Origin of the sequence: Rugamonas violacea (assembly GCF_016461825.1) — a bacterium.
In the GTDB taxonomy this organism is placed as follows: Bacteria; Pseudomonadota; Gammaproteobacteria; order Burkholderiales; family Burkholderiaceae_D; genus Rugamonas.
In genome coordinates this window covers 13035-28322 of record NZ_JAEMNU010000078.1, presented here as the reverse complement: position 1 = coordinate 28322, position 15288 = coordinate 13035, and the positions used below count along the sequence as shown (strand labels likewise).

Sequence of the window (15288 nt, the reverse complement as noted above, 5' to 3'; positions counted from 1 at the left end):
ATGAACACCGTCACACAGAACAAGAAAATCCCCAAACGCCGCTGGGGCATCGGCGCCCTGCTCGGCATGGGCGTGCTGATCAACTACATCGACCGCATCGGCCTGTCCGTCGCCGCGCCGCAGATCAAGGAGATGTTCGACCTGACGCCGGTCGAGCTGGGCCTGCTGTTCAGCGCCTTCGCCTGGTCCTACTCGCTGTTGCAGATTCCGGTCGGCATGGTGCTCGACCGCTTCGGCCCCACCCGCGTCGGCCGCTGGGGCGCCTTCCTGTGGGGTGTCGCCTCGACCATCACCGCCTTCTCCAGCGGCTTCGCCGGCATCTTCGTCGCCCGCATCCTGCTCGGCGTGGCCGAGGCGCCGGCCTTTCCGGTCAGCTCCAAGGCCACCGGCTACTGGTTCCCGCGCGGCGAGCGCGGCATGGCCACGGCGATCTTCGACGCCGCCGCCAAGTTCTCCAACGTCATCGGCGTGCCGCTGATCGCCGTCACCATCGTCACCTTCGGTTGGCGTTGGGGCTTCGGCCTGACCGCCGTGCTCAGCTTCGCCTACTTCATCGCCTTCTTCCTGCTGTACCGCGACCCGAGCGCCGATCCCAAGCTGTCGAAGGAGGAGTTGCACTACATCCAGTCCGGCGGCGCCGCGCCGGAAGGCCCGTCCGAAACGGGCGCCGTCAGCATGCTCGGCTATCTGCTGACCAAGTCCAAGGTCTGGGGCCTGACCATCGGCTTCGCCGCCTACGGCTACTCCTTCTATCTGTTCCTCACCTGGCTGCCCGGCTACCTGGTGCAGACCATGCACATGAGCATTTTGAAATCGGCCGGCTTCGCCGCCATTCCCTGGGCCGTGGCCACCGTCACCGACCTGTTCGTCGGCGGCTGGCTGATCGACCATCTGATCGCCAAGGGCAAGGACGAGTCGGTGGTGCGTAAAAGCGTACTGATCATCGGCATGCTGTTTGGCCTGGCCGTGTTCGGCGCCACCCAGACCACCGATCCGGTCTGGGCCATCGTCTGGATCTCGATCGCCCTGGGCGGCCTGGCCTCGGCCGCGCCGGTCGGCTGGTCGCTGCCCTCGCTGATCGCGCCGAAGGGCGGCGCCGGCACCATCGGCGGCATCATGAACTTCGCCAACAACCTGATGGGCGCGGCCGCCCCGATCGTCACCGGCCTGATCGTCGGCGCCACCAACTCCTTCGCCAACGCCTTCCTGGTGGCCGGTGTGATCCTGGTGATCGGCATCATCTCCTTCGTCTTCGTGCTCGGCAAGATCGAACCGATTCCCGATCCCGAGCCGGCCGCCCCGGCACCCTTGCCGGCACACTGATTTTTCCCAACGGCTCGACGTCGTCACGCCGCATCGGTGGACAGCGCGCGGGCGGGAATCCATGCCGCACTTGATAGCATGCGGCGCATGGGTTCCCGCCTACGCGGGAACGACGGGCGTTGAGACATCCCCTTCCTTTTCGGAGACATTTGTATGAAACAACGCATTCCTGCGGCGGCGGCGCTCGCCCTGATTTTCTGCGGCCCGGCCGCGGCACAAAGCAATGTCGCCTTTTATGGCGTGATGGACGTCGGCATCTCGCAGGACCGTGGCGGCGTCGCCGGCACGTCGACCCGGCTGACCAGCGGCATGGCCACGCAAAGCCGCTGGGGTTGGCGCGGCAGCGAGGACCTGGGCGGCGGCATGGCGGCCTTCTTCGTGCTCGAAGGCGGCATCCACGCCGACAACGGCAGTTCGACGCAGAACAACACCCTGTTCGGCCGCAACAGCGCGGTCGGCCTGCGCGGCAACTTCGGCGCCGTTTCGCTGGGTCTGCAGGACACGCCGCTGTTCACCACCCTCAACACCGTGGTCGATCCCTTGCGCAACGGCATCGCCCGCTCGAACAACCTGATGGCGGCGACGGCCTTCCGCGCCAACAACGCCATCCTCTACCGCAGCAACGCCGTCAACGGTTTCAGCGCCGACGCCATGTACGCGGCCGGCGAGGTGGCGGGCGACAACGCGGCCGGCCGCGCCATGGGCGGTTCTGTCGGTTACAGCAACGGCCCGCTGACGCTGCGCCTGGCGTATCACCATCGCAACAACGACACGGCCAGTGTGGTCAACACCGAGTCGGCGCGCAACACCCTGCTCGGCGCCAACTACGACTTCGGCGCGGCCAAGGCCTACTTCGGCTTCGGCGTCGACAAGGGCCTGAACAGCTCAGCGCTGAACAATACGGCGGCCACCTTCGGCGGCAAGGCGCCGGTGGCGTCGAAGGACAGCGATTCCTTATTGTTGGGCCTGTCCGTACCGCTGGGCGCCAGCACCGTGGTGGCAAGTTATGTGCGCAAGAACGACAAGACCGCGCTGAACCAGGATGCCCAGCAGTTCGCTCTGGCGTATATGTATGCGTTGTCGAAGCGCACCGACGTCTACACGTCCTACGCGCTGATCCGCAACCAGAACGGCGCCGCCTACACCGAGGGCAACAGCGAGGAGCCGGGCAGCGGCAACAAGCAATTCACCGCCGGCCTGCGCCACCGTTTCTAAGCGACGGCCACGGCACAAACAACTAGGGCGCGCCACCGTTTGCCGGTGGCGCGCCCTAGTTTTATCCGGTAATGCAGCGAACTCAGGCCGTGGCCACCTTGCGCCGGCGGCGGGCGTGTTTCGGGTCGGCGATCAGCGGGCGGTAGATTTCCACCCTGTCGTGTTCGCGCAGCACCGTGTCGAGCGTCTTCTTCTTGCTGAAGATGCCGACCGGCATGGCCGCCAAGTCGATCTCCGGCGCCTCCAGCAGCAGGCCGCTGGCGGCGATCGCCTGCCCCAAGGTGGTGCCGGCGGCGACCGTCAAGTCGCGCAGCCATTGCGCCGTGGCGCCGGCGTAGCACACCTGCACGTGGATTTGCTCAGCCATACACCGTCTCCGCCCGCTTGCAGAAGGAATCGACCATGCTGTTGGCGATCATGCCGAACACCGGGCCGATCAGTTGTTCCAGTATGATGTTGGAGAACTCGTAATGCAGGTCCAGCTCGATCTTGCAGGCGTCCTCGCGCAGGGCCTTGAAGGTCCAAGTGCCGTCGAGGGCCTTGAAAGGACCGTCCACCAGCCGCATCTTGATGCCGGTCGACGGTGTGTTGACGTTGGATGTGGTAAAACTCTGGCGTACCCCGTGGTAGTGGATGCCCAGGCTGGCCACCACGGTGTTCTCGCCGCGCTGCTTGACCTCGACGCCGCCGCACCATGGCAGAAATTTGGGATAATCCTCGACCGCAGCCACCAGATCGAACATTTGCTGCGCGCTGTATCCCAGGAAAACCGATTTATGTACTACTGCCATTGCGTAACCGTTTGCTATGATGTTGAATTATTCGCGACTTTTGGCGCGAAACAGTAGTTTAACCGACCCGCGCCTACTATTTACCATCTCATGACCATAGCTGATAACAAAAAAGCCTTTCACGACTACTTCATTGAGGACCGCTTCGAAGCGGGCATCGTGCTGGAGGGTTGGGAAGTCAAGGCCATCCGCGACGCCCGCGTGCAGATCAAGGAAGCTTACGTCACCATCCGTGGCGACGAGCTGTTCCTGTTCGGCGCCCACGTCAGCGCCCTGCCGACCGCCTCCACCCACATCCACCCGGAAGCGGTGCGCACCCGCAAGCTGCTGCTGCACCGCGCCGAGATGGACAAACTGATCAGCAAGGTCGAGCGCTCCGGCTACACCCTGGTGCCGCTCAACCTGCACTACAAGGGCGGCCGCGTCAAATGCGAGATCGGCCTGGCCAAGGGCAAGAAGATGCACGACAAGCGCGCCACCGAGCGCGACCGCGACGGCGCCCGCGAAGTCGCCTCGGCGATGAAGCAAAACCGCCGCTAGCGGCCGCACCGGCCGGGCCACGCCGTCGGACCGCGCCGCCGCGCCGCGCCCGCGCGCGGTTTACCGTGGCCACGGCGCACAAACCGCAAGCTTTTGTTCTGCTGTGAATTTCCAAATAGAAACATCCGTGCTACACTGGCCGGAGGAAATTACCCTTTTTCGCCCCGCCAAGCCGGGCGTAGAATGGGCTGTTCACTTTAGACTTTGACGAGGGCATGATGGTGCTGAAAACCGGAGCAGCGATAGTGGCCGGCCTGATCTTGGCCGGATGTGCGGCGCGCTACTCGCCCGTCCCCCAGGCGACAAACTTCCCCGCCAGTAAGCAGGTCAAACTCCAGGCGGCCAGCCACTGGGGCACGATCGCCGGGCATATCGAAGCGAGCATGCTGGCCGAGCTGAAGAAGAACCCGCCCCGTCCGCTGTTCATCAACGAGGTGCCCAACCCCAGCCCCTTCCAACGGGCCGTGACCACCCAACTGATCACCTCGCTGGTCAACGACGGCTACACCGTGTCCAAATCGGCCGCCGGCTCGCTGAAGATCGACCTCGACGTGCAGGCCGTCACCTTCACCGCCGACCGGCCGCAATACCGCTACCACGGCGAGCACGGCGCGCTGGCCGCCGGCGTCTTCGTGCTGACCGAGATCGAACCGCCGCTGGCCCTGGCCGCCGCCGCCAGTGTGGGCGCCCACGACGCCTACTCCTGGTTCAACGACCAGTTCGCGCCCGGCGCCACGCCGCGCACCGAGCTCATCGTCACGCTGTCCGTGTCGGACCAGTACCGCTACTTCGCGCGCAACACCTCGGCCTACTACGTGACCGATAGCGACCGCGTGCTGTACGGCATCATCGACAAGGAACCCGAGCTGCCCCAATTGAGCAAGACCTACCAGCTGCGCGGAGAACGCTAAATGACGAAAAAACTGGTGTCCCTGTCCGTGCTGGCCCTGCCGCTGTTGCTGGCGGCCTGCTCGACCACGCCGAAGGACGAGCCGAATTATTCGACCATCTCGTCGAATCAATTCATCGCCTCGAACTACAAGGCGGCCGACACCCTGCTGGCCCAGCTGAGCGGCAAACTGACCGCCGACAAGCCGCTGATCATGGCCACCGTGGTCAACATCGACGCGCTGGAGCAGACCACCACGCTGGGCCGTTTGGTGTCGGAGGAGATCTCCACCCGGCTGTCGCAAGGCGGCCTGAACATGCTGGAGATGAAGCTGCGCAACAGCGTCTACATGAAGCGCAACCAGGGCGAGTTGATGCTCACCCGCGAGATCGGCGACGTGGCGCAGACCCACCACGCCCAGGCCATCGTGGTCGGCTCCTACGCCGAGACCAGCGACATGGTGTTCATCAACATCAAGGTGATCCAGCCCAACACCAACTTCGTGCTGGCCGGACACGACTACGTGCTGGCCAAGGAGGGCATCGTGCGCTCCATGCTGCTGCGCAACTGATTTCCCTCGGCGGGCGCGGCCGGCGCCGGCCCGACTAGTCGACCTCGTCGTAGTCGAGCGGCGGCGCCGGCGCCGGCCGCCCCGCCACCCGCTTGGTCAGGATGGTGGTGTACAAATCCTTGGGCGAGCTCTTGCCCAATTCTTGCAGATCCCGATAGTTGGCCAGAAAGTCCAGGATGCTCGGTCGCAGCGGCTGGGCGCGCAGGTCGCGTCCCGACTTGAGCTTGCGCTCCAGGTCCAGCTTGGTCAGTTCCAACGCGTGCTTGCGCCACTCCGCTTCGCGGTCCTGGCGGTCGCGCGCGCCCAGCATGGGCGTGACCAGCAGCTTGCCGATCAGCGCCGCCAACACCGCGCCGCTGGCGCCGGCCAGCGCGGCCAGGGCCGCCAGTGTGCCGGGTGTCAGCGTGGACAGTTCGCCGAGAAAATGTTCCATGTCGCCTCCCCGCGCTCAGCGGCCCGCCGCCACCAGCACGCCGCCCGCGCTGGGATCGGCGTCGCCGACGCGGAAGGTGCGCTGCGCCAGGGTGCCGTTGGCGTCGCGCGCCACCACCCACAGCTCAGCGCCGCGCGTGCCGGACGGAATGAACACCATCTCGTGGCAAGGCGGATCGTCGCAGTCCTCGCGCATCACGGGCGCGCCGTCGACGTAGACCTCGATGTGGATGGGCCGCGCGCCGTCGCTGACGACGAAGTGAAACTGCCCGCCGGCAAAGGCTTCGTTCAGGTTATTGATATCCATAGGGCCTCCCGTATCAGCACAGGTATAGCGCAAACGGCGGGCGGAACTTAGACAAATGCCAAAGTGGCGCGGCTTTTTGCCTTCCTCAAAGCGCCGGAGAGGCTGGCGAAGCCCTGCGGCGGAGAGCTGGGGTCAGACCCGGCCGGGTCTGACCCCGGCTTGTGCCGTTGGGGTTCGCCGGCGTTCCAGCGATTCATGAGCCCCCCCTTGTCCAACGCTATCGGGCGTCGGCCTCAGCCAACCCCAAGCGCGCAAGCAGCCCCGGCAGCACGGACTCCGCCGTGGCCTCGACCTTCAGCGCCAGCAACTCGTCGGCCCGCGTCCTGCCGACGTTGATGGCGACGATGGGCTTGCCGGAGGCCGCCGCCAGCTTGCAGAAACGGTAACCCGAAAACACCATCAGCGAGGAGCCGACCACCAGCAAGGCGTCGGCCTGCTCCAGCATGGCCAGGGCGGCGGCGGTGCGCGGCGGCGGCACGTTGTCGCCGAAGAAGACCACATCCGGTTGCAGCGTGCCGCCGCAGTGGCGGCAATATGGCAGCTGAAAATCGTCCAGCGCGTCCGGCTCGATCTGCGCGTCGCCGTCCGGCAGGGGCCGCGCCAAGGCCAACGCCAGCGCCGGGTTGGCCTCGACCAACGCCGCCTGGATCGCCGCGCGCGGATGCTCGGCATGGCAGTCGAGGCAGACCACGCCGTGGATATTGCCGTGCAGCTCGATCAAGCGACGGCTGCCGGCGCGCTGGTGCAGGCCGTCGACGTTCTGCGTCAGCAGGCCGCCCAGCGCGCCGCCCTGCTCCAACGCCGCCAGCGCCAGATGGCCGGCGTTCGGCGCCGCCCGCGCCAGCGTCGGCCAGCCGACCATGCTGCGCGCCCAGTAGCGCCGGCGCACCGCCTCGGAGCGGCGGAACTCCGGCCCCTGCACCGGCAGGCGGCCGCGCCGCACGCCGTCCTTGTCGCGATAGTCGGGGATGCCGGAGGCCGTGCTCATGCCGGCGCCGGTCAGCGCCAACACGCGGGCATGCCGTTGCAGGAAGTCCGCCAGCGGCGCCAGGTGTTCGTCGATATGCTCGGAATGGTCGATGTCGCTCATAGGCCGTCATGCTAACACCTGGCAAAGCGCTGATCCATTCGTCTTTTATCCAAATTGCCATGTTCAATCCGACATGAGCGATCAACTGCCAGCATAGGACATCCGCAAGATATGAGAGGCCAAGCACCGCTGCGCCGAACAATCGGCGGCCGGCCAGCGTCGACCACCTTCGGATAGAATGGTTCGATCAGCTCATGCAGCGTGCCCTAGGACGTCACCGTGTCGCCATGCTCGCCTCATTACCCATGAACTATGTTGTGGATATGGTCTTTGGGGTCGGCAAAAGGTGCCGCTTAAGGGCACCTCGAAAAACCGTCATTCCGCATCGGCGGAACGACAATTTGGTGGTTTTTTCGAGGTGGCCTTAAACACCATGAATCAACAGCGTGTTCCGGCGCGGATGCCGACTCGGAGCGCGACGCCGGTCCGGCCGGTGCTAGCATGACGCGGCGGCGACCGATTTTTTGCGTCCGGCCTTGAACCATTTTGCTCCAGCAAGGTATTCACCGGAAACAAGCGACGGCAGCCGCACGGTCGCGCCAGACATGGAGGTCGGCGATGCGCGAGGGACAGGGCCGCGACGCCTGCGCGTCCGGCGCCAACCTGGATGAGGTGGAGCTGTTGGGCCGCATCATGGCCGGGGACAGGCGCGCCTTCGAGACCCTGTACCGCGCCTACTTCCCCCGCCTGAGCCGTTTCCTCGGCCGCATGACGCGCAGCGCCGCCCTGATCGAGGAGGTGGTCAACGACACCATGCTGGTGGTGTGGCAGACGGCGCCGCGCTATGACGGCAGTTGCAAGCTGTCGACCTGGATCTTCGCCATCGCCTACCGCAAGGCCTTGAAGGGCCTGCGGCTGCGCGACGAGCCGGTCGAGGCGGAGGCGGACGCCTGCCCGGCGCCGCCGGCCTTGGAGCCGGAGCGGCAATTGAGCCAGCGTCAGTTGCAACACACGCTGGAGGAGGCGCTGGCCCAGTTGCCCATGCAGCAACGCATCGTAGTGCTGCTGACCTACTATCACGACATGGCCTACCAGGACATCGCCGCGATAGTCGATTGCCCGCTCAACACGGTCAAGACACGCATGTTCCACGCCCGCCGCAAGCTGAAGGAGCTGTTGGCCGGCGCGATGAGCGAACTGAAGGAGCAACAGCCATGAACGCAAGCCTCGCCCGGCCGGACGCGCAGGCCCACCAACGCGCGCAGGCATTGCTGCCGTGGTTCGTCGCCGGCCAGTTGACGGCGGAGCAGGCGGCGCTGGTCGACCAGCATCTGCGCGGCTGCGAGGAATGCCGGCGCGACGTCGAGCTGGAGCGGCAGTTGCGTGCCGCGACAAGCGTCGCCGTGCCGGCGACACCCGCGCCAGCCGGAGCCGGGCGGCTTGCCACCGCACTTGGGCATGGGCATCGAGGCACCCTTCAGTCCGATGACGCTTCGGCCCCGCCAGACGGCGACAATACCGGCGGCGCCAACACCGACGGCGCCGACTCGCCGGAGCGCGCCACTGCTGGACTGGACGAGTCCCGCCAGCCCGACATGGCCGCAGCGCTGGCCCGCCTGCTGCCGCAACTCGACTTCCGCGCGCCGGCCGCGCCAGCCGCGCCGGCAACGGCGCCAAAGGAGGCAACGGCGGCAACGATGGCGCCGGCACGATGGCGCACAGCGGCATGGTGGCGCGTTCTATTCACCCGACAAGCGCCATGGGCCTCGTGGGCATTGGCCGCCCAGTTCGCCATGATCGCCGGCCTGGTCGTGCTGCTCGCCGAGCGCCCCGCCGCGCCGCCGGCCTACCGCCTGCTCGGCAACACCGACGGCGGCGCTGCCAACCTCGTCGTCGTCTTCAAACCGGATACGGCCGAGAAGGAACTGCGCCGCCTGCTCCGCGTCAACCAAGCCCGCGTCGTCGACGGCCCGACGGTGACGGATGCCTATCTGCTGGCCGTTCCCGACCCGCAGCGCGCCCGCGCCCGCCTGCGCGCCGAGGCGGCCGTGGTGCTGGCCGAACCGCTGGCGGTGGGAGAGTTGCCGTGAGCAGCGCCCTCCTCGCGTTGGTGGCCGCGCTGCTGTTGCCGCCATCCATTGCCGGAATAGGAGGCGGAGTCGGAATCGGAATCGGAGTCGGAGCTGGAGCTGGAGCTGGAGTCGGAGCCGGAGCCGGAGCTGCGGCTGCGGCTGCGGCTGCGGCTTGGGCTGGGGCTGTCTCTGCCGTTTGGGCTGGGGTTGGCGCTGGGGCCGGCTCTCCCGCCGACCAGGTCGAGGCGACACCAAGCCCGACCGCAGCAACCGCCTCCCCACCCCCGCCCGCCAGCGACGACGCCGTCCGCGCCACCGAGCGCCAAGTGCTGGTCATGCTTCGCCTGCCCGCGCCGCACTATCGTCCAGACGCCGGTTACGGCGGCCGCTACATCGACGACGGCGGCCGCAGCGCGCGCCGCCGCATCGCCACCGAACTGGCGCGCCGCCACGGCCTGACACTGCTTGGCGACTGGCCGATGCCGACGCTCGGCCTGGACTGCTACCTGATGACCTTCCCCGCCGGCGACAACGCCGAGCACATCGCCGCCCAGCTGTCGCACGACCCGCGCGTCGAATGGGCGCAGCCGGTGGCGCTGTACCAGGGACTGGCCGCCGCAGCGCCCGGCGCCGGCCAGCTCGCCGCGCTATATCCGGTGCAACCGGCGGCACGCTACTGGCACGTGGCCGAGCTGCACCGCGCCAGCACCGGCCGCGACGTGCTGGTGGCGGTGGTCGACAGCGGCATCGACCGCCACCATCCCGACCTGGCCGGCCAGATCGCGCTGGCGGAAAACTTCGTCGACGCCGACGTCGACGCCGACAACGCCGAGGCCCACGGCACCGCCGTGGCCGGCATCATCGCCGCGCGCGGCGGTGGCGCCGGCATCGTCGGCATCGCCCCGGCGGCGCGGCTGATGGCCCTGCGCGCCTGCTGGCAGCCGCCCGGCGGCGGCGCGCACTGCAGCAGCTTCACACTGGCCAAGGCGCTCAACTACGCCATCCTGCACCACGCCGGCGTCATCAACCTCAGCCTGACCGGCCCGCCCGACCGCCTGCTCGACCGACTGCTGGACGTCGCTCTGGCGCGCGGCATCAGCGTGGTCGGCGCGCTCGGCGCAGCGGGCGAAGCGGCCGGCTTCCCGGCCGCGCACGCCGGCGTGATCGCCGTCGCGCAGAAAGGCAACACGACCGACGATACGCCAACGACGGCGGCAACGTCCACGCCAAAGCAAGAGCCGCCGCACGCCGCCGCGCGCAACACGCCTTTGCTGGCGCCCGGCCGCAACACACCTTTGCTGGCGCCCGGCCGCGACGTGCCCGCCAGCGCGCCGGGCGGCGGCTGGCGCTTCGTCTCGGGCAACTCCTTCGCCGCCGCCCACGTCAGCGGCATGCTGGCCCTGTTGCGCGAGCTGCGCCCCGACGCCGATCCAGCGCAATTGCACGGCCTGCTGCACCCCGCGTCCGGCCCGGCTGCTGCTACCATCGACGCCTGTGCCACCATCACCCGCGCCGCCGGCGCCTGTCCCTGCTCATGCGCCACCGCCGCCACCGCCAGCAGCCACTCCCACCCCTGAGCCGCACGGGTCGGCGCGTGGCATGGGGCGCCGACCCGCCGCTGGCGTTGCCGACACCGTTGTCGCTGGCGATCTCGGCCGCCTTGCTGCCCTTGCTGCCCTTGCTGCCTTTGCTGCCCTTGCTGCCCTTGCTGCCTTTGCTGCTATTGGCGGCCGGCGCCGCCAGCGCGCAGACCAGCGCCAGCGTCACCCTCAGCTCCGACTACCGCTGGCGCGGCGAATCGCTCAGCGACGGCCGCGCCGCGCCGCAGCTCGTCATCAACTACGACAGCGCGGCTGGCTGGTATGCCGGCGCGCAACTGGCCGGCGTACGTCCGCGCGAGCGCGACGACGCCCAGCTCATCGCCTACGCCGGCCTGGCGCGCCGGCTCGCCTCCGGCTGGAGCTGGGAAGCCGGCGCCAGCGCCACCGCCTACCGCCGCGACCATGCCGGCGACTACCAGGAAGGCTTTGTCGGCCTGGCCGGCGAGCGGTTCAGCGCCCGCCTCTATCTGGCGCCGCGCTACCTGGGCCGCGAGTTGCGCACCGCCTACATCGAGCTAAACGGTTTCCACCCTTTGCAGGATGGTCTCAAGCTGATCGCCCATCTCGGCCTGTTGCAGCCCTTGTCGCAGGGCGCCGGCGAGCAACAGCGCAGCAACGCCGACCTGCGCCTCGGCGTCGAGGCCACGCTGGGCGACGCCAGCCTGCAACTGGCCTGGCTGGCCCGCACGCGCAAGCAGCAGCGCCCTTCCTCCGCGGCGCCGTCCTATGCGGCGCCCGCCTATGCGGCACCCACCTATGCCGCGCCCTCCTACACCAACGACCCGGCACCGAACGCGCTGGTGTTGAGCCTGTCCTACTCCTTCTGAGCCGTGCGGCACCGCAAGACCGCAGCGAGTTTCTTTTCAATCCGCTGAAACCTTTCGGCCGTGCGCCGGCATCAACGGCCACGCACACCTCATCTCAGTCGAAAGGAAGCGCCATGAAGACCCTCAGCAATCCCCTCCGCACCCTGACGGCCGGCCTCGCCGCCGGCCTGTCCATCGCCCTGTTCGCCTGCGGCGGCGGCTACGGCGGCGGCGACTACATGCCGCCCGCCGGCAGCACGCCGCCCGCCACCATGACCGCCTTCAGCAGCACCAGCCTGGTGTCCGACGCCGTCGTCGCCGCCGCCCACACCGACCCCAACCTGGTCAACGGCTGGGGGCTGGCCTTCAATCCGCAGGGCTTCGTCTGGGTCGCCGCCAACGGCACCGACAAGTCCACCCTGTACGACGGCAACGGCGTGCCGCAGTCGCTGGTGGTGGCCACGCCGCCGGCGCCGACCGGCATTGTCTACAACGCCAGCGCCGACTTCCGTCTCAGCGCCAACGGCATCAGCGGCGCCAGCCCCTTCCTGTTCGCCGGCGAGAGCGGCATCATCTCGGCCTGGGCGCCGGCGATCAGTCCGGCAGCGGCCGTCAGCGTGTTCGACGGTGGCGCCGGCGGCAGCGTCTACAAGGGCCTGGCCATCGCCACCTATGCCGGCGCCAACTACCTGTACGCGGCCGACTTCCACAATAAGCGCGTCGACGTGTTCAACGGCAGCTTTGCCAAGGTCAGCCTGCCCGGCGGCTTCGTCGACCCGACGCTGCCGGCCGGCTACGCGCCGTTCGGCATCCAGGCCATCGGCGACCGCGTCTACGTCGCCTACGCGCTGCGCGCTGCCAGCGGTGACGACGAGACCATCGGCGCCGGCGCCGGCGTGGTCGACGTGTTCGACACCGGCGGCACGCTGATCCGCCAACTGGTGGTCGGCGGCGCCCTCAACGCACCCTGGGGCCTGGCGATGGCGCCGGCCAACTTCGGCAGCTTCAGCAACATGCTACTGGTGGCCAATTTCGGCGATGGCAAGATCAACGCCTACGATCCGCTCACCGGCGCCGCCAAGGGCGCGCTGAGCAAGGCCGACGGCAGCGCCATCGTGGTCGACGGCCTGAGGGGTATCGCCTTCGGCAACGGTCTCAACAGCCAACCGGGCAACACCCTGTTCTTCACCGCCGGACCGACCGACGAGAAGCACGGACAGTACGGCCGCATCGACATGCAATGAGCGCGGCGGCGCGGCTTGCGCACCGCAAGCCAGTGCCATGCCGGCAAGCCATGACATATGCCCATGGGTAAGCAACGCTGCCGTCCGCGCCGCCGCCCGCCGGCTGGCACCGGGCAGTACGCCCGGCGGTGGCCGCGCCGCCGCCCGCCGGCGCCGCCGCAAGCGACTATCCTCGTGCTACGCCACAAGTCACTAGCGAAATTGAATTAGTGCCATTTGCGCCACAGTCGAAATGGTCTTTTTGACAGGCTCCGACGGCAGGCGTAGCGTCGGTGATCCGATACACGAACCCTTGAGGATAATCATGACCAGCCCGCTCAGCCTGATGATGCCCTGCCTGCCCGGCACCAACCTGGTAGCCGTCGCCGCCACCCTGGTGGAGGCGCAGAAACAGATTGACACCGCCCTGGAAGACATCGGCACCGTCCACTTCGCCCGCTTCCTGCTGCTCGACCGCTCGCAGGCCAACCTGCAACCGCAGTTGAAGAGCGCGACCACCTCGGACAGCCTGATCATCAGCGTCGTCACCGAATACGACGGCGACTTCAACGCCTACATTCAGGACTTCGTGACCCAGCTGGGCGACGTCTTCGACGCCCTGCTCAAGTTCGTCGTCGGCGGCGCCGCAGTGACGCCGGTGATCAACAACGTGCCGGCCTTCCAGGCCTACATCACCCTCAACGACGCCTCGCAGCACATCCCCAACAACACCCTGTACGCCGCCTACCCGCAGACGGTGCAGCAGATCCTGGCCGCCGTCTGATGCGTCCTGACGCGTTCTGACGCGTTCTGATCGTCCCGCGGGCGCCGCACCGGCGCAGCCGATGTCCCCTGGCGCCCGCCCCCATCCAGCCATTCCCACCGGAGAGCCAACATGGCCGATCCTGACATTGATTTCGCCGACGTCCAGGGCACCATCCTGCGCGGCTACCGCGTTGACCTGGCACGCCACTTCGTCCTCGGCATCAGCGACCCGGCCGGCGTGCGCACGCTGCTCGCCGCGCTGGTCGACGGCAGCGGCGGCCTGCCCGCCGTCACCACCGCGCTGCGCGTCGAACCCAAGCCGCCCTGCTTCCTCAACGTCAGCTTCAGTTGCGCCGGCCTGGCGGCGCTGGGCCTGAGCGCGGACCAGCTGAAGACCTTCGACCCCGCCTTCCAGCGCGGCGCGGCCAGCCCCGTCACCGCCGACAGCATCGGCGACACCGGCAGCAGCGCGCCGCAGTACTGGCTCGGCGGCCTGGGCGACGGCGCCCAGGTGCACATGCTGCTCAGCGTCTGGGTCACCGAGTCGCGCCAGGTGCTCGACGCGGTCAGCGCCAAGCTGCGCGCCGCCTGGGCCGGCAGCCTGCGCGAACTGTACGTCCAGGACGCCACCGCCCTGCCCGACAACAAGGTCCACTTCGACTACCGCGACAGCATCGCCCAGCCCAACGTCAAGGGCGCGCCGGACAGCAAGCGCATGGCGCCGGACGACCAGGAGGTGGTGGCCACCGGCGAGTTCCTGCTCGGCTACGCCAACCAGAGCAACGGCGTCTATAGCGTCACGCCGGCCCAGTTGTCGACCAACAGCAGCTACGCCGCCTTCCGCATCCTCGAACAGGACGTCGCCGCCTTCAACGCCATGCTGCAGCAGTACGCCGCCAGCACCGGCCTCGACCCGGAGTTGGTCGCCGCCAAGTTCTGCGGCCGCTGGCGCAACGGCAACCCGCTGGAGCTGGCGCCCGAGGCGCAGGGGCCGGTGCTGCCCGACGAGCAACTCAACAACTTCCACTACGTCACCACCGACATCGCCACCGACGACACGCTGGGCCTGAAATGCCCGATCGGCTCGCACATCCGCCGCAACAATCCGCGCGACGCCAAGGTCAACGGCACCGACGCCGCCCACCACCGCATCGTGCGCCGCGCCATGCCCTACGGCCCGGCCTACGACGCGGCCAAGCCCGACAACATCCCGCGCGGCCTGATCGGCTACTTCATCAACGCCAACGTCGCCAACCAGTTCGAGTTCCTCACCAGCCAGTGGAACAACCAGGCCGAGTTCGTCAAGGCCGCCACCGGGCCGGGCGGCTCGGCCGACGGCAACGCCGTGTACAACATCAGCGGCCAGGACATTTTCAGCGGCGTCAACGATCCGGTCAGCTCCTTCACCTTCGCCGGCAAGGGCGCCAAGGGGTCGGGCAACACCGTGATCAACGGCTTCGGCCGCACCATCGTCACGCGCGGCAGCGTCTACTGCTTCTTCCCCAGCATCAGCGGCCTGCGCTACCTGGCCGGCCTGGGCTAAGCGGCACCGGCGCGGCGCCGCCTTCCTGCCGCCGGCAAGGAAGGCGGCGTTCGCCCCGCCGCGCGCCCCTCCCAAGTTGCCCCGCCTCGCCACCTGCGCCGCGGCGCGCGGCCGCGCCCCTGGCGAAGGCACAATGTCGCCTCCGGGAGAATCAATCTGCCCGCTTCTTGATGGCGATGA

At 68.0% G+C, this 15288-nt stretch carries 17 protein-coding genes; 12 read left to right on the top strand and 5 right to left on the bottom strand.

What is annotated here, in order from left to right; all coding sequences use genetic code 11:
* Complete coding sequence (locus tag H7U20_RS14905) at positions 1-1323, top strand: MFS transporter (RefSeq protein WP_199759938.1); 1323 nt, start codon at positions 1-3, stop codon at positions 1321-1323.
* Between the two features lie 153 nt (positions 1324-1476).
* Positions 1477-2538, top strand: coding sequence for a porin (locus H7U20_RS14900; RefSeq protein WP_199759937.1), 1062 nt, complete (start codon positions 1477-1479; stop codon positions 2536-2538).
* Positions 2539-2620: 82 nt separating this feature from the next.
* On the opposite strand, the gene H7U20_RS14895 is transcribed toward H7U20_RS14900, so the two are convergent.
* Together H7U20_RS14895 and H7U20_RS14890 are read right to left on the bottom strand one after the other, a co-directional pair.
* Positions 2621-2905 carry an RnfH family protein gene (locus H7U20_RS14895; protein WP_199759936.1) on the bottom strand — a complete coding sequence of 95 codons (285 nt, stop codon included), beginning with the start codon at positions 2903-2905 and terminating at the stop codon, positions 2621-2623.
* Positions 2898-3329 carry a type II toxin-antitoxin system RatA family toxin gene (locus H7U20_RS14890; protein ID WP_199759935.1) on the bottom strand — a complete coding sequence of 144 codons (432 nt, stop codon included), beginning with the start codon at positions 3327-3329 and terminating at the stop codon, positions 2898-2900. The genes H7U20_RS14895 and H7U20_RS14890 overlap by 8 nt, the downstream gene beginning before the upstream one ends.
* 90 nt (positions 3330-3419) lie before the next feature.
* Between H7U20_RS14890 and smpB the strand changes: the two genes are divergently transcribed.
* From smpB to H7U20_RS14875, 3 genes are all read left to right on the top strand, one after another.
* Complete coding sequence (smpB, locus tag H7U20_RS14885; RefSeq protein ID WP_199759934.1) at positions 3420-3869, top strand: SsrA-binding protein SmpB; 450 nt, start codon at positions 3420-3422, stop codon at positions 3867-3869.
* Between the two features lie 215 nt (positions 3870-4084).
* On the top strand, positions 4085-4780 hold the full coding sequence (locus H7U20_RS14880) for a hypothetical protein (protein ID WP_233410771.1): 696 nt from the start codon (positions 4085-4087) through the stop codon (positions 4778-4780).
* Complete coding sequence (locus H7U20_RS14875; protein WP_199759933.1) at positions 4781-5329, top strand: FlgO family outer membrane protein; 549 nt, start codon at positions 4781-4783, stop codon at positions 5327-5329.
* A 34-nt stretch (positions 5330-5363) separates the two neighbouring features.
* Here the strand turns inward: H7U20_RS14875 and H7U20_RS14870 are convergent, their stop codons facing one another.
* From H7U20_RS14870 to H7U20_RS14860, 3 genes are all read right to left on the bottom strand, one after another.
* Positions 5364-5762 carry a hypothetical protein gene (locus H7U20_RS14870; RefSeq protein WP_199759932.1) on the bottom strand — a complete coding sequence of 133 codons (399 nt, stop codon included), beginning with the start codon at positions 5760-5762 and terminating at the stop codon, positions 5364-5366.
* A 15-nt stretch (positions 5763-5777) separates the two neighbouring features.
* A complete protein-coding gene (locus tag H7U20_RS14865) occupies positions 5778-6068 on the bottom strand; it encodes a hypothetical protein (RefSeq protein ID WP_199759931.1) in 291 nt (96 codons plus the stop codon).
* A gap of 217 nt (positions 6069-6285) precedes the next feature.
* The gene (locus H7U20_RS14860) at positions 6286-7158 is read right to left on the bottom strand and encodes an NAD-dependent protein deacetylase (protein WP_199759930.1); all 873 of its coding nucleotides are present in this window, start codon (positions 7156-7158) and stop codon (positions 6286-6288) included.
* A 558-nt stretch (positions 7159-7716) separates the two neighbouring features.
* Between H7U20_RS14860 and H7U20_RS14855 the strand changes: the two genes are divergently transcribed.
* The 7 genes from H7U20_RS14855 to H7U20_RS14825 all read left to right on the top strand — a co-directional run bounded on the left by H7U20_RS14855 (position 7717) and on the right by H7U20_RS14825 (position 15108).
* Positions 7717-8316, top strand: coding sequence for an RNA polymerase sigma factor (locus H7U20_RS14855; RefSeq protein WP_199759929.1), 600 nt, complete (start codon positions 7717-7719; stop codon positions 8314-8316).
* Positions 8313-9188: a zf-HC2 domain-containing protein gene (locus tag H7U20_RS14850; protein ID WP_199759928.1), complete on the top strand. Its 876-nt coding sequence runs from the start codon at positions 8313-8315 to the stop codon at positions 9186-9188. The genes H7U20_RS14855 and H7U20_RS14850 overlap by 4 nt, the downstream gene beginning before the upstream one ends.
* A 317-nt stretch (positions 9189-9505) precedes the next feature.
* A complete protein-coding gene (locus H7U20_RS14845) occupies positions 9506-10747 on the top strand; it encodes a S8 family peptidase (protein WP_199759927.1) in 1242 nt (413 codons plus the stop codon).
* Between the two features lie 17 nt (positions 10748-10764).
* Positions 10765-11598 (top strand): TorF family putative porin, encoded by an 834-nt coding sequence (locus tag H7U20_RS14840; RefSeq protein ID WP_199759926.1) that lies wholly within the window; start codon positions 10765-10767, stop codon positions 11596-11598.
* A 113-nt stretch (positions 11599-11711) separates the two neighbouring features.
* The gene (locus tag H7U20_RS14835) at positions 11712-12821 is read left to right on the top strand and encodes a TIGR03118 family protein (protein ID WP_199759925.1); all 1110 of its coding nucleotides are present in this window, start codon (positions 11712-11714) and stop codon (positions 12819-12821) included.
* A 304-nt stretch (positions 12822-13125) separates the two neighbouring features.
* A complete protein-coding gene (locus tag H7U20_RS14830) occupies positions 13126-13584 on the top strand; it encodes a hypothetical protein (protein WP_199759924.1) in 459 nt (152 codons plus the stop codon).
* A 111-nt stretch (positions 13585-13695) separates the two neighbouring features.
* Complete coding sequence (locus tag H7U20_RS14825; protein ID WP_199759923.1) at positions 13696-15108, top strand: Dyp-type peroxidase; 1413 nt, start codon at positions 13696-13698, stop codon at positions 15106-15108.
* Positions 15109-15288 lie beyond the last annotated feature (180 nt).